15 protein-coding genes are annotated in these 17,632 nt (G+C 61.9%); 12 read left to right on the top strand and 3 right to left on the bottom strand.

Going from position 1 to position 17,632, the window contains the following annotated elements; translation table 11 throughout:
• Window positions 1-121: 121 nt before the first annotated feature.
• On the bottom strand, window positions 122-1,126 hold the full coding sequence (locus AC1DOG_RS17040) for a bile acid:sodium symporter family protein (protein WP_112945263.1): 1,005 nt from the start codon (window positions 1,124-1,126) through the stop codon (window positions 122-124).
• A gap of 113 nt (window positions 1,127-1,239) precedes the next feature.
• Here AC1DOG_RS17040 and AC1DOG_RS17045 point away from each other — a divergent pair, with 113 nt between their 5' ends.
• Entirely contained in the window at window positions 1,240-2,094 is an 855-nt protein-coding gene (locus tag AC1DOG_RS17045) for a LysR family transcriptional regulator (RefSeq protein WP_018899770.1), read from the top strand.
• Window positions 2,095-2,251: 157 nt separating this feature from the next.
• The gene (locus tag AC1DOG_RS17050; protein WP_018899769.1) at window positions 2,252-2,380 is read left to right on the top strand and encodes a hypothetical protein; all 129 of its coding nucleotides are present in this window, start codon (window positions 2,252-2,254) and stop codon (window positions 2,378-2,380) included.
• A 208-nt stretch (window positions 2,381-2,588) separates the two neighbouring features.
• Here the strand turns inward: AC1DOG_RS17050 and AC1DOG_RS17055 are convergent, their stop codons facing one another.
• Window positions 2,589-3,470: an AraC family transcriptional regulator gene (locus tag AC1DOG_RS17055; protein WP_477929620.1), complete on the bottom strand. Its 882-nt coding sequence runs from the start codon at window positions 3,468-3,470 to the stop codon at window positions 2,589-2,591.
• 136 nt (window positions 3,471-3,606) lie between these two features.
• Between AC1DOG_RS17055 and AC1DOG_RS17060 the strand changes: the two genes are divergently transcribed.
• From AC1DOG_RS17060 to cyoD, 9 genes are all read left to right on the top strand, one after another.
• Entirely contained in the window at window positions 3,607-4,350 is a 744-nt protein-coding gene (locus AC1DOG_RS17060) for an SDR family NAD(P)-dependent oxidoreductase (RefSeq protein WP_477929622.1), read from the top strand.
• Window positions 4,351-4,365: 15 nt separating this feature from the next.
• Window positions 4,366-4,761: a VOC family protein gene (locus AC1DOG_RS17065; protein ID WP_477929624.1), complete on the top strand. Its 396-nt coding sequence runs from the start codon at window positions 4,366-4,368 to the stop codon at window positions 4,759-4,761.
• A gap of 1 nt (window position 4,762) precedes the next feature.
• Complete coding sequence (locus tag AC1DOG_RS17070; protein ID WP_477929626.1) at window positions 4,763-5,746, top strand: saccharopine dehydrogenase family protein; 984 nt, start codon at window positions 4,763-4,765, stop codon at window positions 5,744-5,746.
• A gap of 13 nt (window positions 5,747-5,759) precedes the next feature.
• Entirely contained in the window at window positions 5,760-6,086 is a 327-nt protein-coding gene (locus tag AC1DOG_RS17075) for a nuclear transport factor 2 family protein (protein WP_477929628.1), read from the top strand.
• A 104-nt stretch (window positions 6,087-6,190) separates the two neighbouring features.
• The gene (locus AC1DOG_RS17080) at window positions 6,191-6,661 is read left to right on the top strand and encodes a nuclear transport factor 2 family protein (RefSeq protein ID WP_477929630.1); all 471 of its coding nucleotides are present in this window, start codon (window positions 6,191-6,193) and stop codon (window positions 6,659-6,661) included.
• A 249-nt stretch (window positions 6,662-6,910) separates the two neighbouring features.
• Complete coding sequence (cyoA, locus tag AC1DOG_RS17085) at window positions 6,911-8,053, top strand: ubiquinol oxidase subunit II (RefSeq protein WP_477929632.1); 1,143 nt, start codon at window positions 6,911-6,913, stop codon at window positions 8,051-8,053.
• A complete protein-coding gene (gene cyoB, locus AC1DOG_RS17090; protein ID WP_477929634.1) occupies window positions 8,040-10,040 on the top strand; it encodes a cytochrome o ubiquinol oxidase subunit I in 2,001 nt (666 codons plus the stop codon). The genes cyoA and cyoB overlap by 14 nt, the downstream gene beginning before the upstream one ends.
• Before the next feature lies 1 nt (window position 10,041).
• A complete protein-coding gene (gene cyoC, locus AC1DOG_RS17095; RefSeq protein WP_477929636.1) occupies window positions 10,042-10,671 on the top strand; it encodes a cytochrome o ubiquinol oxidase subunit III in 630 nt (209 codons plus the stop codon).
• On the top strand, window positions 10,668-11,021 hold the full coding sequence (cyoD, locus tag AC1DOG_RS17100; RefSeq protein WP_477929638.1) for a cytochrome o ubiquinol oxidase subunit IV: 354 nt from the start codon (window positions 10,668-10,670) through the stop codon (window positions 11,019-11,021). The genes cyoC and cyoD overlap by 4 nt, the downstream gene beginning before the upstream one ends.
• A gap of 87 nt (window positions 11,022-11,108) precedes the next feature.
• Here the strand turns inward: cyoD and AC1DOG_RS17105 are convergent, their stop codons facing one another.
• Window positions 11,109-12,158 (bottom strand): threonine aldolase family protein, encoded by a 1,050-nt coding sequence (locus AC1DOG_RS17105; RefSeq protein ID WP_477929640.1) that lies wholly within the window; start codon window positions 12,156-12,158, stop codon window positions 11,109-11,111.
• Between the two features lie 560 nt (window positions 12,159-12,718).
• Here AC1DOG_RS17105 and gltB point away from each other — a divergent pair.
• Window positions 12,719-17,443, top strand: a complete 4,725-nt coding sequence (gene gltB, locus AC1DOG_RS17110; protein ID WP_477929642.1) for a glutamate synthase large subunit — start codon at window positions 12,719-12,721, stop codon at window positions 17,441-17,443.
• Window positions 17,444-17,632 lie beyond the last annotated feature (189 nt).

Consider the following 17,632-nt stretch of genomic DNA (forward strand, 5'->3'; position numbering starts at 1 on the left):
TAACCAATCCCTCCCAGGATATGGCAAGGAAGCGGCGTCCCCCACGGGGCGCCGCTTTTTTGTTGTTCGGCACGCCTGGTTGGCGGCGCGTCGGGTCACGCCGCCAATGCGGCGCGACCGATCAAGCCGGGTTGGCGGCCTGTTCCACTTCGGCGGCGGTGATGCGGCGGCGGTGGGCGGCGGCGTATTTTTGGGCGATGACGGCGCAGACCATCAGCTGGATCTGGTGGAAGAGCATGAGCGGCAGGACGATGGCGCCGATTGCCTGGCCGGCGAAGATGACGTTGGCCATGGGGACGCCGCTCGCCAGGCTCTTCTTCGAGCCGCAGAAGGTTATGGTGATCTGGTCGGCTTCGTTGAAGCCCATCAAGCGGCTGCCGAAGGTGGTGGCGCAGAGGACGAGCGCCAGCAAAACCATGTCGGCGACGATGACGACGGCGATGTCTGACAGCGAGAAGGTGTGCCACAGGCCCTCGACGACGGCGGTCGAGAAGGCGAGGTAGACGACCATCAGGATCGAGCCGCGATCAACAGGCATCAGGATCTTCTTCTTGGCGCGGATCCAGTCGCCGATCCAGGGCTGCAGCACCTGGCCGACGATGAAGGGGAGCAGCAGCTGCGTGAAGATCTGCAGCAGCGCATCCCAGGAAAAGCCGCCATGGCCGCCGACCGAAAAGAGCAGGCCGACGAGGAGCGGGGTGAGGAACATGCCGAAGATGTTCGATGCCGAGGCCGAGCAGATCGCGGCCGGCACGTTGCCGCCGGCCATCGAGGTGAAGGCGATCGACGACTGTACCGTTGATGGCARCACGCAGAGGAAGAGAATGCCGAGATAGAGCGAATGCGGCAGGATCGAATCAGGGATGAAGCCGAGACCCATGCCGAGCAGCGGGAAGACGCCGAAGGTGGTGAGCAGGATGACCAGATGCAGCCGCCAGTGCAGCAAGCCCGCAATCACCACGTCGCGCGACAGGCGGGCGCCATGCAGGAAGAAGAGGAGCGCGATCGCGATGGTGGTCGCCGTGCCGAAATAGCCGGCGAAGGCGCCGCTTGCAGGCAGGATCGATGCAAGGATGACCGTGCAGACCAGGAGGATCGTGAAAGTATCGGGCAGGAAACGGCGCATGGGCTTAGTCTCGGCTTATTCGGCATTGTAGCCGGCTTTTGATGGATCAATCCTGTTTCTTCCATTATGATACGCGATGCAAGAAATAACAGTTATCGCGAAGCGGGATAATCATGCTTGATCTTACGCAATTGCGCAGCTTCGTCGCCGTCGAGCAGATGGGGAGCTTCACGCTGGCCGCCGAGCGGTTGGGGCTCGGGCAATCCACCGTCAGCCAGCATATCCAGCGGCTGGAGACGTCGGTCGGGCGGCGGCTGCTCGCGCGCGATACCCACAAGGTGGTGCTGACGACGGATGGCGAGGCGCTGCTGTCGCATGCGCGCGCCATGCTTTCGATCGAGGGGCAGGTGCAATCGCTGTTCGGCGGGCGCAGCCTGCGCGGCAAGCTGAGGCTCGGGGTTTCTGAGGATTTCGTCACCAGCCAGCTGCCCGGCGTGCTTGAGGATTTCGTGCGCTCGCACCCGTCGGTCGACTTGGAGCTGACGGTGGCGCTCTCGGGTGTGCTTTATGAAATGCAGGACAATGGCGAGATCGATCTGGTGCTGGCCAAACGGCGGCTGGGTGACGCGCGGGGGCGGCTGGTCTATCGCGAGCCGCTGGTGTGGCTGGCGCGTGATCCGGATCACATCATGAGCGCCTCGCCTTTGCCGCTGATCGCCTTTCCGCCGCCGAGCGTGACACGGGCTATCTCGCTTGAGGCGCTGGGGCGGCACCAGATTTCCTGGCGGATCGTCTGCACCTGCGGGAGCCTCAGCGGACTGACGGCGGCGGCGCGCGCCGGCATGGGCGTGCTCGTGCAGCCGCGCAGCATGGCGCCATCGGGGCTGAAGGTGATCGGCAAGGGCAAGCTGCCCGTGCTCGAGGATGTCGAGTTCGTGCTGGTGCCGCGCAAGGGGGCGGACCAGGCGCTGGTGTCGGCGCTGTCGGACGATATTCTCTCCAAGGTCCGGAGCCTCAGGTCGAGCTGAGATCGTCTGGCCGCTCGGATGGCACGATATGTGGTTAATCGATTGCCCGGCATTTTAAGTATCCCTCAACCCTGTCGCTTAGGCTTCTGGTTACCTTGGCCTCCTTAGTTTAGCCCTCGCTCAAGGTCGACGTTCGGGGCTACAGGGAGAACGGACGATGGTATATGGAGCGCTCTTCGTCTCCGGGCTGGTCGCCTGCGTGATGCTCATCGTCGTGGCCGGCCACGATAGCAAGACGACGGATAACGGGGCGCCGCCCTCCGCCGTGATGCTGCATCAGAACTAGACGTTTGCGAGAATCAACTCGACGATCTCGATAGTGGTGATCCCGCCCTCGGGCGCGGATCACCATTGTCATTCACGCATCATTGCAATGGCTTTCGCGGTGTTGCCTTCACCGGCTGTGATTTTCCGGATTTATGTAGTCGTTGCCACCAGTGACCGCAGTCGGCCCGAAGGGGACGTTGGATGAATGCATCCCGGCCCAGACGCCGTCACACAGCCTCACCCCGAAGCCGCACGAGATCCTTCGAGGGCGGTAGCCCGAACTGCCTTGCATATTCCCGGCTGAACTGGTTCGGGCTTTCATAACCAACGCCGAAGGCGACCGACGTTGCCGTTCCTTCTCCAGCCATCAAAAGCCTGCGCGCGTGCAGCAGGCGGACCTGCTTCTGGTACTGGATCGGGCTGAGTGCCGTGATGGCCTTGAAGTGTCGATGGAACGCCGAGACACTCAGAGCTGCCATTTCGGCGAGCGCCTCGACCCTGAGCGGCTTGGCGAAATTTTCCCGGATCCATTGGATCGCAATGCCGATCCGCGACAGTGCCGCATCGGGCGCGGCAATGTCGCGCAGCATCCAGCCCAGCGGGCCTTGCAGCACTCTGAAGAGGATCTCACGCTCGTATGCAGGCGCAAGCACGGCGATTTCGTCCGGACGGTCCATCAGCCGGAGCATCCGCACCCAGGCGTCGAGGAACTCGTCGTTGACCGGCGCGACGGAGAAGCCGGAGCCGAAGAGCTTGCTGCAGACCTGCACGGGCAGGTCGCTGATGAGAGCAGCGACTGTCGGCGGGTGGAGTGTCAGGCTGACCGCGAGATAGGGTTCCCCCGCCACAGAAGGATGAACCGATCCCACAGCCGGAAGGTCGACCGACATGACGAAATACGTTGCCGGGTCGTAGGCAAAAGTCCGCTCGCCAACCGTCATCGTCTTCGACCCAATCAGGATCAGGTTGATCATCGGCTCGTAGACGGCCGAAAGCCGATGCTCCGGGATCTCGCCCTGGACTATCGCAACACGGGGAATTCCTGTTTCCGTGCGGCGGTTTTCCGCCGAAGAGGCCAGGTCACGCAGTTCCTCAAGTTGTTTTTCCATGGAGGTGACCGTGACAGGTCAGGATCGCCTCCGCAACTGGAAAGCAGAAATAGGCAAGCTTCGGAGAGGAATAGGTGAGCGGGCGAGACGGTGCAGGCCTAGCTTCGGGGCACAGCAAACAGCCAAGGAAACAGCCATGAAGATCGTCATCGTCACCGGAGGAAGCCGGGGTCTCGGAGCCAGCGCAGCCATCGAATGCGCGGCCAAGGGAATGGGTGTCGTCGTGACCTACAACAGCAATCCTGCAAAGGCGCAGGATGTCGTGAAGACGATCATGAGGAACGGCGGCAAGGCCGTCGCCCTAAAGCTCGACGTCGGCGAGGTCGGCGCGTTCCCGGCATTTCGCGACGCTGTTGCATCGGAACTGCGGTCGGTCTTCGGACGGGAAGACTTCGATTGTCTCGTCAACAATGCGGGATACGGCCTCTTCAATCCGATCGCGACTGTTACGGAAGAACAGTTCGATGGGCTGTTCAACGTCCATCTCAAGGGGCCGTTCTTCCTGACCCAGATCCTGCTGCCGCTGATGGCGGACGGTGGCCAGATCATCAACATCACCAGCGCGACCACGCGCGTGGCGACTGCAGGCGTCGCCCCCTATGCCTCATTCAAGGGTGGTCTGGAAGTCCTGACCCGCTACATGGCCAAGGAGTTCGGCCAGCGACGCATCCGGGCGAACTCGATCGCGCCCGGCGCAATCCGCACCGAACTCGGCGGCGGCCTGAACGACGAGTTCGAGGCGATGCTTGCAGGCCAGACCGCACTCGGCCGCGTCGGCGAGCCTGAAGAGATCGGTGGCGTCGTCGCCAGCCTTCTGTCTTCGGAAAACCGTTGGATCAACGCCCAGAACATCGAGGTCGCGGGCGGCTACATCATCTGAACGAAGGAGAGCAATATGCTCGACCATGTCTTCATTTCCGTCAGCGACATCGATCGCTCAATCGCCTTCTACGAAGCGACGCTGGCCCCGCTCGGCATCGTTCACGCCCACGACTACGAGGGAAAGGACGGCCCTCCCGGCCATCCGGATCTGAAAGGGTTCGGCGCGAACGGCCGGGTGTTCTTCTGGCTCCGCGAAGGCGTGGTCGAAGGCCGCGCGGCCCATGTCGGCTTCGTCGCCGATGGCACCTTTGAGGTCGATGCAGCCTTCGCCGCCGCCATGACGGCAGGCGCCTCGGAAATCCATCCGCCGGGAGCACAGCTCCACTACGACCCCCGCTATTACGCCGCCCAGGTCCGTGATCCGGACGGCTATAGCCTCGAATTCGTCTACAAGGAATGGCAGCACTGACATGACAAAACTGATGATCTACGGCGCGACCGGCTATACCGGCCGCATGGCGGCTAAGCATGCGAAGGAAGCAGGCACGCCGCTTGTTCTCGCCGGCCGCAACGAAGCGAGCCTTTCGACGCTTTCTGCAGAACTCGGCGTCGAATACCGCGTCTTTGGTCTCGAGGAAGCCGCAGCAATCGATACCGGTCTGGCCGGCATCTCCGTCCTCCTGAACTGCGCCGGGCCGTTCATGCGCACTGCCGATGGCCTGATGACGGCGTCGATCCGCAACGGTGTGCACTATCTCGACACCGCCGCCGAACTCGACAGCTATCGTCTGGCCGAGGCTTTGGACGACAAAGCGAAGGCTACAGGTGTCATGCTCATGCCGGGTGGCGGCGGAAGCGTCGCCATGCTCGGAAGCCTCGCGGCACACGCGGTGTCACGTGTGAAGGACCCTCGCAAAATTAGGATCGCGCTGCATGTGGCGGGCGGACTGTCACGCGGATCGGCGATCAGCGCCATGGAGAACGTCACCGTCGAGACCCTGGCGCGGGTGGACGGCGAGCTTGTCGCCATCGCCGCCGACGGCATCCGGAAATTCGATTTCGGCAAGGGCGCGGTCGATTGCTTCCCGGTGACGCTGCCCGATCTTATCACCATCTGGCGGGCGACGGGCGTTCCCGATGTCGAGACCTTTGTGCATGTCACTGGCGACGGTTTCCCACTGGGTGATCTTTCGACACTTCCAGACGGCCCGAGTGAAGAGGAGAGGCTGGCGAACCGCTACCAGGCGTCCGTCGAAGTCACCGGCGCGGATGGCAAGGTCACGCATTCCGTTCTTGATACGGTCAACGGCTACACGTTCACGGCGATGGCGGCAGCCGAGGCCGGCCGGCGCGTTCTGGGGGGCGAAGTCCGTCCCGGTTTCCAGACTCCCGCGACCCTGTTCGGAAGCGGCTTCGCGCAGACCATTGCCGACACATCGATCAGCGATGTCTGAGGAATTCGGCATCATGCGAAAACTCGTCGAATCCTTCATCGCGACCGCCAATGCCTTCGATGTCGAAGGGGCGCTGTCGCTGTTCGCAACCGACGCCGTCATCGACGATGTTTCGGTCGGCTATGCCTTCGTTGGCCACGCTGGTGTCCGCCAATACCTCGAGCGGTTTTTCGTCGGCTACAGCACCAGCAGCAAGCTGTTGTCCATGGAAGAACTGGACGCCTTCCATTTCAGCCTCCGGCTCGATTTCACCGGCGATTTCGGACACGAGATCGGCATCCTGAAGATCGCAATCAATCCCACCGGCCTGATCGAGCGCATCGACGCCGATCTCGAATAACAGACCCCACCAGTCCTATCGAACCAGAAACATTGGCGCGCAACGCGCCGATGCCGGGGAAGTTATGCGTTCCGCAGGCCTCCGGCACAACAAGGAGCACGTTTATGACCCTATCGCCATCGTTCGCACAGGACGCAGCGGACCGTCTCGCTGTCGTCGAGGCTCTCTATCGCTTCGCCGCAGGTATCGATCTCCGCGACAACAATCTCCTCGCCTCATCGCTGGCGGAGAACGCCATCTCCGACTTCCGGCCGGCTGCCGCCAAGGCCGGCTTCGACTATCCTGTTATCGAGGGCCGCGATGTCATCGTGTCGGCGCTGACGACATCGCTTGCCACCCTGGACACCACGCACTCCGTCAGCAATCCGCGGGTGACGATCGATGGCGACACGGCACGCATGGATGTTCTGGTCGAAGCACAGCACGTTCCCCGCAGCGATCCCTCGCGTCACTACCTGATGCAGAACCGCTACGATGTCGAACTCAAGAGAAACGGCGACCTCTGGGTCATCACCCGCAACACGGTCGACAATATCTGGCGCTCCGGCGACATCGGAGTTCTTTCCGGCATCTAGCCTCCCCTATATGTGCCCAGGAGGGCGGCGAGAGACTTTGTCTCCGCCGCCTATTAGCCTATGGCTGCGGGGTAACGCGATGACCGCTTCTGGCAGCAAAGCCACCGCGCGCTGGCTTGGTGGCCTCTGAGACCGAACTCCGCGATTTTCGGCCGGCACACAAAATGTCGCAGCGGAATCCCCCGTCATCGGGACCAAAGTTTGATCTATGTCAAAGCTGCCGCGCGGGGGGCGACATAGCTTCCGGGGATGCGCCAGAAAACATTCATATCACGAAATTTTCGCCGGTTTGTCGCACCTCTTGCGCTGCTTCCTCTCAGTGGTTGCAATATGGTGGTGATGAACCCAACGGGGGATATCGCTCTTCAGGAGCGTAACCTCATCCTCGTCGCGCTCGGCATGATGCTTCTCGTCGTCATTCCGGTGTTGACCCTGATCGTGGTCTTCGCGTTCCGATACCGCAAGGGCCGAGCGCCCGAGAAGTACGATCCGAACTTCACCCATTCGGCACCGATCGAAGTGGTGGTCTGGTCCATCCCGCTCCTGATCATCGCGTGTCTCGGCGTGGTCACCTGGATCACCACGCACAGCCTCGATCCCTTCCGCCCCCTCGACCGTATTTCCGCCGACAAGCCGTTGGCCAAGGACCACAAGCCTCTCGACATCCAGGTCGTCGCCATGGATTGGAAGTGGCTCTTCATCTATCCCGAACAAGGCATCGCGACCGTCAACGAGTTGGCCCTCCCGGTCGATGTCCCCGTACGTTTCTCCATCACCTCGACAAACCAGTTCAACACATTCTCGGCGCCCACGCTGGCGGGCATGATCTATGCGATGCCAGGCATGAAATCGATGCTGCACGCCGTGCTCAACGCGCCGGGCGACAGCTGGGGTTATTCGGGCAACTACACCGGCGCCGGCTATTCCGACATGCGGTTCAAACTGCACGGTGTCGATCAGGCAGGGTTCGACCAATGGGCCGCGGGGATAAAGGCCGCCGGCGAGACGCTGTCGACCGACCGTTACGTCGAACTGGACAAGCCGAGCGAGAAGGTGCCCGTCATGCACTTCTCCACCGTCGCCTCCGGTCTCTTCGATCGCGTTCTCAACCGTTGCGTGGTCGCCGGCACCGAATGCGCCGCCGACATCATGAAGAAGGATCGCGCGCTTGATCGCGACAATGGCGGCATGTTCGCGCCGCCGCGCATGGATCACTCAGCCATGCAGTCAAGCGAGGGGCAGATGAGCCAGGGCATGTCATCCATGAGCCATACCTCGACATCCGGCGACGTTGCCGCCGCCGTTCCGGCCGCTCACGACCACACCAACACCGGCACCAACAATGGCGCGCTCGCCGCGCCTGAACAGCAGGGTTCCAATGCAAGACCATAGCTTCACCACGACAGTCTTCGGGCGGCTTACGCTCGAATCGCTGCCGATCCACGAGCCGATCCTTGTCGGCACTTTCATCGCGGTCGCCGCGCTCGGTCTGATCGTCGTCGCAGCACTCACCTATTTCCGGCTCTGGGGCTATCTCTGGAAGGAGTGGTTCACCTCCGTCGATCACAAAAGGATCGGCATCATGTATATCGTGCTGGCGATCATCATGCTGCTGCGCGGTTTCTCGGATGCCGTGATGATGCGCCTGCAACAGGCCGTTGCTTTCGGTGGCAACGAGGGCTTCCTGCACTCGAGCCACTACGACCAGATCTTCACCGCCCACGGGACGATCATGATCTTCTTCGTGGCGATCCCGCTGGTCGTCGGCATCGTCAACTTCGTCATGCCGCTGCAGATCGGCGCGCGCGACGTCGCCTTCCCCTACTTGAACAACCTCAGCTTCTGGCTGACGGTCGCAGGTTCGGTGCTGGTGATGATCTCGTTGTTCGTCGGCGAATTCGCACGCACCGGCTGGCTGTCCTACGCGCCGCTGGCGGAAAAGGCCTTCAGTCCGGATACCGGGGTCGACTATTATCTGTGGTCGCTCGAAATCGCCGGTATCGGCACCACGCTCTCGGCCGTCAACATGGTCGCAACCGTCATCAAGATGCGCGCGCCCGGCATGAGCCTGATGAAGATGCCCGTCTTCACCTGGACCGCGCTTTGCAGCAACGTTCTCGCCATCGCCATCTTCCCGGCACTGACGGCGGCCTTCTTCCTGCTGCTGCTCGACCGCTATCTCGACACCGCCTTCTTCATCAATGATCTCGGCGGCAACGCGATGCTGTACTGGAACATGGTGTGGATGTGGGGTCACCCCGAGGTTTACGTCCTGATCCTGCCGGCCTTCGGCATCTATTCGGAAATCACCTCGACCTTCACCGGCAAGCGTCTGTTCGGCTACGGCTCGATGGTCTACGCCACCGTGGTCATCACCATTCTCTCGTACCTCGTCTGGCTGCACCACTATTTCACCATGGGATCGGGTGCGAGCGTCAACGCCTTCTTCGGGATCGCCACGATGGTGATCGCCATTCCGACCGGGGCGAAGGTGTTCAACTGGCTGTTCACGATGTTCCGCGGCGAAATCCGCTTCGAACTGCCGATGATGTGGGTCGTCGCCTTCATGCTGACCTTCGTGGTCGGTGGTATGACGGGTGTGCTTCTCGCCGTGCCGGCTGCCGACTTCGTGCTGCACAACTCGCTGTTCCTGGTGGCGCATTTCCACAACACCATCATCGGCGGCGTCGTCTTCGGTCTCTTCGCCGGCATGACCTACTGGTTCCCGAAGGCCTTCGGCTTCAAGATGGACGAGTTCTGGGGCAAGGTTGCCTTCTGGGGCTGGGTCATCGGCTACTGGGTCGCCTGGACGCCGATCTACATCGTCGGCCTGATGGGCACCACACGCCGCGTCAACCACTTCGATGATCCGACGCTGCAGCCTTACTTCGTCATCGCGCTGATCGGCGCCGTCATCATCCTCATCGGTGTGCTCGGCTTCGTCATGGCGATCGTCATGGGCATCGTGAAGCGCAACAAGCTGCGTGATGTCACCGGCGACCCCTGGGGCGGCCGTACGCTGGAATGGTCGACGACTTCGCCTCCGCCTGCCTACAACTTCGCGATCACGCCCGTCGTCTACGAACTCGACGCCTGGCAGGACATGAAGGAGCATGGCTACAAGCATCCGACCGAAGGCTTCCGCCCTGTCCACATGCCGCGCAACACCGCCACCGGCGTCGTCGTTGCGGCACTCGCCACGGCACTGGGCTTCGGCATGATCTGGTACATGTGGTGGCTGGCCGCCATCAGCTTCGCCGGCATCCTCGTCGTCTCGATCGTCCACTCCTTCAACTACAGCCGCGATCACTACATCCCGGCCGATGCGATCGCGCTTACCGAAGGCAAGCGTGCGCAGCAGCCGGCAGCGAGGGCCTGACATGACCATTCAACTCGTCAACAAGGACGCCCAACGCGTCTACCACCAGCCCGAAGCCGAGGAGCATTATCACAGTGGCGGCGCCACGATGCTCGGCTTCTGGATCTACCTGATGAGCGATGCGCTGATCTTCGCCTCGCTGTTCGCCGTCTACGGAACGCTCAGCCGCAATTATGCGGGTGGGCCTCCGCCCCAGCATCTGTTCGAGCTGCCGCTGGTGGCGCTGAACACTGGCTTCCTGCTCGCATCGTCGATCRTGCTTTCGATCGGCATGCAGGCGATGGCGGCCGGACGGACGGCCACAATGTGGCGGCTGCTTGCCGTCACCGGCGTGCTCGGCGCGGCGTTCCTCTGCGTGGAGCTCTACGAGTTCTCGTCGCTGATCGCTGAAGGTGCCACGCCGCAGCGCAGCGCCTTCCTGTCGGCCTTCTTCACGCTGGTTGGCACGCACGGTCTGCACGTCTTGTTCGGCCTGATCTGGCTGGTCACGCTGCTGGTGCAGATCGCCCAGCGCGGACTGAATGAGGACAACAAGCGTCGCCTGATGTGCCTGTCGATGTTCTGGCACTTCCTCGACATCATCTGGATCGGCGTCTTCACCGTCGTCTACCTGTTTGGAGCACTTCGTTGAGCACACATCATCACACCGAACCCGCTCACGGCAGCAAGGGCAGCATCTGGACCGGCTCGATCCTGTCGATCATCCTGACGGTCATTCCGTTCTGGCTGGTCATGTCCGGGGCGCTGGAAAATGCCACGGCAACCACCGTGATCATCTTCGCGCTGGCTATCGCGCAGATCATCGTCCACGTCGTCTGCTTCCTGCATGTCGACAGCCGCGCGGAAAACGGCTGGACGCTGATCGCCTTCGTCTTCACGGCCATCATCGCGGTCATCACCATCGTCGGCACCGTCTGGGTCATGTACAACATGAACGTGAACATGATGCCGATGAGCACGGGCGAAATGAGCAACATGTAATTGAGGAATGCGCGCCGCTCGGCTGGGGACGGCGTCATGAGGATAGGCCCGGTGATTTCGATCACCGGGCCTATCGGCGTTTATGGGTTAGGATGCGAGGCAGCTCAGGAAGCCGTCGACATCCTTTTCCTCGGTGGCGAAGCTGGTGACGAGGCGGATCAGGATCTCGTCTGCGCCGACGAGATCAGGCGTGGCTGAGGGGATCGGCCATTCATAGAATTTCGCGCCCTTGTCTTCGGCGGTCTTTCCGGCACTCTTCTTTATAATGGCGAAGACTTCGTTTGACGTCGTCGACCAAGCAAGGCGGGCCGAGTTGCTGGCGCCGATGCCCGCGCGCAGGCGGTCGGCCATGCCGTTGGCGTGGCCGGCGAGATCGAGCCACAGGCCGTTGTCCAGATAGGCGTCGAACTGGGCGGCGATGAAGCGCGACTTGGAGAAGAGCTGGGCGGCGCGCTTGCGGATGAAGGGCATCTCCTTCGCCTTTTCAGGATCGAAGACGACGATCGCCTCGGCGCACCAGCAGCCGTTCTTGGTGCCGCCGAAGGAGAGGATGTCGACGCCGCGCTTCCAGGTCATCTCGGCCGGGCTTGCACCAAGCGCCACCAGCGCATTGGCGAAGCGGGCGCCATCCATGTGGAGCGGCAGCTTGCGCTCCTTGCAGATGGCGGAAATGGCGTCGATCTCGTCGAGCGAATAGACGGTGCCGATCTCGGTCGCCTGTGTGATGGTGACCGCCGTCGCTCGGCCATGATGAACAGCGTTTTCAGGGTAGGCGGCAATCGCCTTGGAGAGCTTCGCCGGATCGATCTTGCCCAATTCGCCATCGACGGGGGACAGGCGCGCCTGGCTGAAGAAATCGGGGGCGCCGCATTCGTCGGCGATCACATGGGCTTCGGCGTGACAGAAGGTGATGCCGCCGGGGCGCTGGACGCTTGCGAGCGACAACGAGTTGGCGGCCGTTCCCGTTGCAACGAAGAAGACGGAGACGTCACGCTCGAAAATCTCGGCGAAGCGGGCCTCCACGCGGCGATCGAGATCGCTGGTGCCGTATGCGGCGGCGAAACCGGCGGATTCCTGCAGCAGGCGCTCGGCGATGGAACGGTGGGCGCCAGCCCAGTTGTCGGAAGCGAAAATCATGAGAAAAACCTGGAAGATATGGAGGTGGGGGCTGGTTCGCAGCGGAGCTTAATCCAAAGCTTCACTGGATCAAGCAATCGAGGCGGGACCCATCACAAAAATTGAATTCCGCAATCAACATACAATATAGAACGAAACGGCGTAATTTTATGTCGCGCTGCCGATCAATTTGGCAATCTTCCGTCGTTAATTGACGTTTTTTTAATCCATGGCCCTTGCGAAGCTGTCACGTTTCTGGCATAGAACCGATGAATTAGGACAGGGTTGCTGTCCTATTTTGGCCGCTAAGGCCGAAGAGGCGCCAAAAGACCTTACACTCGTTGGGTTTCACGCTATAGTTTCCTGAACGCGGACGAGTTTCCTCGCGCGGGACGCATGGCAGGCGCGGAGCGCAACGGCTGCTTTGTCGGGAAAGGCTTTGCCTTCCCGGGGAAAGCCTGCCGCCGGCGACCGGATCTTCGATAATGCAACAGCGCTGTCATGCGCCGAACCTAAGATCAGGGTCGGTGTGCGACGAAGAGCCGCCCGCACAGTAGCGGGCTCTGACAGGAGGCAAAACGATGACGAAGAACACGCCATCCACGGGTATTGACCAGTTCGCAGCAGCAGACATGCGCGCGGTGGCCAATACGCGCAAACCTGCCACCGGTCTGCCGGCCAAACAGGGGCTTTACGACCCACGCAACGAACATGATGCCTGCGGCGTCGGCTTCGTCGCGCATATGAAGGGTCAGAAGTCGCACCAGATCGTCAAGGACGGTCTCTTCATTCTCGAGAACCTGACGCACCGCGGTGCAGTCGGCGCCGATCCGCTGATGGGTGATGGTGCTGGTATTCTCGTTCAGATTCCCGATCGCTTTTTCCGCGAGGAAATGGCCAAGCAGGGCATCACCCTGCCGAAGGCCGGCGAATATGGCGTCGGCCATATCTTCATGCCGCGCGACGAAAAGCAGATCGCGCATTTCAAGAAGGTGATGCAGGACGTCATCTCCGAAGAGGGCCAGGTTCTCATCGGCTTCCGCGACGTGCCCGTCGACAATTCGTCGCTGTCGAAGGCGCCGGATATCGCCGCGACCGAACCGCATCACTGTCAGATCTTCATCGGTGCGGGCGATAGCGCCGCGACCACCGATGAATTCGAACGCCGCCTGTTCACGCTGCGCAAGGTGATCTCGAACCGTATCTATGACGAGTTCGACGGCGAGGAGAGCCACTTCTATCCGGTGTCGCTGTCGTCCTCGACGATCGTCTACAAGGGCATGTTCCTGGCCTATCAGGTCGGCGCCTATTATACGGACCTGTCGGACCCGCGTTTTGAGTCCGCTGTCGCGCTCGTGCACCAACGCTTTTCCACCAATACCTTCCCGTCCTGGAAGCTGGCGCACCCATACCGCATGGTCGCCCATAACGGCGAAATCAACACGCTGCGCTCCAACGTTAACTGGATGGCGGCGCGCCAGGCGTCGGTGTCTTCGCCGCTCTTCGGCGAGGATATCTCCAAGCTCTGGCCGATCTCCTATGAAGGTCAGTCGGACACGGCCTGTTTCGACAACGCGCTCGAGTTCCTCGTGCGCGGCGGCTATTCCATGGCTCATGCCGTGATGATGCTGATCCCGGAAGCCTGGGCTGGAAACCAGTCGATGTCGAAGGAGCGCAAGGCGTTCTACGAATACCATGCCGCCCTGATGGAGCCGTGGGACGGTCCGGCCGCCGTCTGCTTCACCGATGGCAAGCAGATCGGCGCGACGCTCGACCGTAACGGCCTGCGTCCCGCCCGTTACCTCGTCACCGACGATGATCGGATCATCCTTGCTTCCGAAGCGGGCACGCTGCCGGTGCCGGAAGAAAGCATCGTCAAGAAGTGGCGCCTGCAGCCGGGCAAGATGCTGCTGATCGACATGGAGAAGGGCAAGATCGTCTCCGACGAGGAGCTGAAGACCGAGCTCGCGACCAAGCATCCCTATCGCAGCTGGCTCGATCGCACGCAGCTGATCCTCGAGGAGCTGAAGCCGGTGGAGCCGCGCGCGCTGCGCCGCGACGTGTCGCTGCTCAACCGCCAGCAGGCCTTCGGCTACACCACCGAAGACACCAAGATCCTGATGTCGCCGATGGCGACGACGGGCCAGGAAGCCGTGGGCTCGATGGGCACCGATACGCCGATCTCGGCCATGTCGGAAAAGTCGAAGCTGCTCTACACCTACTTCAAGCAGAACTTCGCGCAGGTTACCAACCCGCCGATCGATCCGATCCGCGAAGAGCTGGTCATGAGCCTGGTGTCCTTCATCGGTCCGCGCCCGAACATTCTCGACCACGAGGGTGCGGCCAACGCCAAGCGCCTGGAAGTACGTCAGCCGATCCTTACCAATGGCGATCTCGAAAAGATCCGTTCGATCGGCCACACGGAAGACCGTTTCGACACCAAGACGCTCGACTTCACCTATGATGTGGAGCGTGGCGCCGAAGGCATGCCCGAAATGCTCGACCGCCTCTGCGAGCGCGCGGAAGCGGCCGTCAAGGGCGGCTACAACATCATCGTGCTCTCCGACCGTCAGATCGGGCCGGATCGCATCGCGATCCCGGCGCTGCTCGCGACGGCCGCCGTGCACCATCACCTGATCCGCAAGGGTCTCAGAACCTCCGTCGGCCTCGTCGTCGAGACAGGCGAGCCGCGCGAAGTGCACCACTTCTGTCTTCTCGCCGGCTACGGCGCGGAAGCGATCAACCCGTACCTGGCCTTCGACACGCTGCTCGACATGCATGCCAAGGGCGAGTTCCCGAAGGAAGTGGACGCGTCCGAAGTCGTCTACCGCTACATCAAGGCGGTCGGCAAGGGTATCCTCAAGGTGATGTCGAAGATGGGCATCTCGACCTATCAGTCCTATTGCGGCGGCCAGATCTTCGATGCGATCGGCCTGCAGCAGGAGCTGGTCGACAAGTACTTCTTCGGCACCGCGACGATGATCGAAGGCGTCGATCTGAAGGCGATCTCGGAAGAGACCGTTGCCCGCCACACGTCGGCCTTCGGCAAGGATCCGCTGCTCGCGACCACGCTCGATATCGGCGGCGAATATGCCTACCGCATGCGTGGCGAAAGCCATGCCTGGACGCCGGATGCGGTGGCCACGCTGCAGCACGCCGTTCGCGGCAACTCCGAGGACCGCTACCGCGAGTTCGCCGAAATGGTGAACACGTCGGCGCTTCGCATGAACACCATCCGCGGCCTGTTCAAGATCAAGACCGCCGAGCAGATAGGGCGCAAGCCGGTCGCTCTCGATGACGTCGAGCCTGCAGTCGAGATCGTCAAGCGCTTCTCGACAGGCGCCATGTCCTTCGGCTCGATCAGTCGCGAGGCGCATACGACGCTGGCGATCGCGATGAACAAGATCGGCGGCAAGTCCAACACCGGCGAGGGCGGCGAAGAGAGCGACCGCTACTTCCCGCTGCCGGATGGTTCGGCGAACCCGGAACGCTCGGCGATCAAGCAGATCGCATCGGGACGCTTCGGTGTGACGACGGAATATCTCGTCAACGCCGACATGCTGCAGATCAAGGTCGCGCAGGGCGCCAAGCCCGGCGAAGGCGGCCAGCTGCCCGGCCACAAGGTCGATGCGACGGTCGCCAAGACCCGTCACTCGACGCCGGGCGTCGGCCTGATCTCGCCGCCGCCGCACCATGACATCTACTCGATCGAAGATCTGGCGCAGCTGATCTACGACCTGAAGAACGTCAACCCGACGTCCGATGTCTCGGTCAAGCTCGTCTCGGAAGTCGGCGTCGGCACGGTTGCCGCCGGTGTCGCCAAGGCGCGCGCCGACCACATTACGGTCTCCGGCTTCGACGGCGGTACCGGCGCATCGCCGCTGACCTCGCTGAAGCATGCGGGTTCTCCGTGGGAAATCGGCCTTGCCGAAACCCAGCAGACGCTGGTGCTGAACGGCCTTCGTTCGCGCATCGCGCTGCAGGTCGACGGTGGCCTGAAGACCGGCCGCGACGTCATCATCGGCGCGCTTCTCGGCGCCGACGAATTCGGCTTCGCGACCGCTCCCGTCATCGCCGCCGGCTGCATCATGATGCGCAAGTGCCACCTGAACACCTGCCCTGTCGGCGTTGCCACCCAGGATCCGGTTCTGCGCAAGCGCTTCAAGGGCACGCCGGAGCATGTCATCAACTACTTCTTCTTCGTTGCCAACGAAGTGCGCGAAATCCTCGCCTCGCTCGGCTTCACCAAGTTCGATGACATCATCGGCGCTTCGGAGCTGCTCGAGAAGGACGAGATGCTGGCGCACTGGAAGTCCAAGGGTCTCGACTTCAGCCGCATCTTCCACAAGGTCGAGGCGCCGAAGGAAGCAACCTACTGGACGACCCGCCAGAAGCACCCGATCGAAGACATCCTCGATCGCAAGCTTATCGCGGAAGCCGAGCCGGCGCTGGCGTCGAAGACGCCTGTGTCGTTCGAAGTCGGGATCAAGAACGTCGACCGTTCGGCGGGCGCGATGCTGTCGGGCGAAGTGGCCAAGCGCTACAACCACCGCGGCCTGAAGGAAGACACGATCAACGTGACGCTTCGCGGCACGGCCGGACAGTCGTTCGGCGCGTTCCTGGCGCGCGGCGTGACCTTCAAGCTGATCGGCGACGGCAACGACTATGTCGGCAAGGGCCTTTCGGGCGGCAAAATCATCGTGCGTCCGCCGGAGAACTCGAAGATCGTCGCTGAGGACTCGATCATCGTCGGCAACACCGTGCTTTACGGCGCGACCGAGGGTGAGTGCTACTTCCGCGGTGTCGCGGGCGAGCGCTTCGCGGTGCGCAACTCCGGCGCCATCGCCATCGTCGAAGGTGTGGGCGACCACGGCTGCGAATACATGACGGGTGGCGTGGTGGTCGTGCTCGGCGAGACGGGCCGCAACTTCGCGGCCGGCATGTCTGGTGGCGTCGCCTATGTTCTCGACGAGAGCGGCGATTTCGCCAAGCGCTGCAACATGGCGATGGTCGAGCTCGAGCCGGTTCCCGAAGAGGACGACCTGATGGAGAAGCTGCATCACCATGGCGGCGATCTCGCGCACAAGGGCCGCGTCGACGTTTCCGGCGACATGACCCGCCACGACGAGGAACGCCTCTACCAGTTGATCTCCAACCACCTGCACTACACGGAATCCACCCGTGCCAAGCAGATCCTGGACAACTGGGCGGAGTATCGTCCGAAGTTCCGCAAGGTCATGCCGGTCGAATACCGCCGCGCGCTCGAGGAAATGGAGCGCAGCCGGATGGGGATCGCCGCGGAATAACAACACCGACATATCCGCCACGTGCCAATCGTGCGTGGCGGATACCGAAATATCTCGATGACCCATGGTGACTGCGCCGACAGCAATTCTGTCCCAGTCTCATGGATGGTTCTCAAGGGGATATGTTCTAATGACGGTTCAGCAACTTGCCCCGGGTAACGGGACTGAAAACAGACAACTGGCTGCGGT

It is taken from the genome of Rhizobium sp. 01N48, from assembly GCF_056399145.1.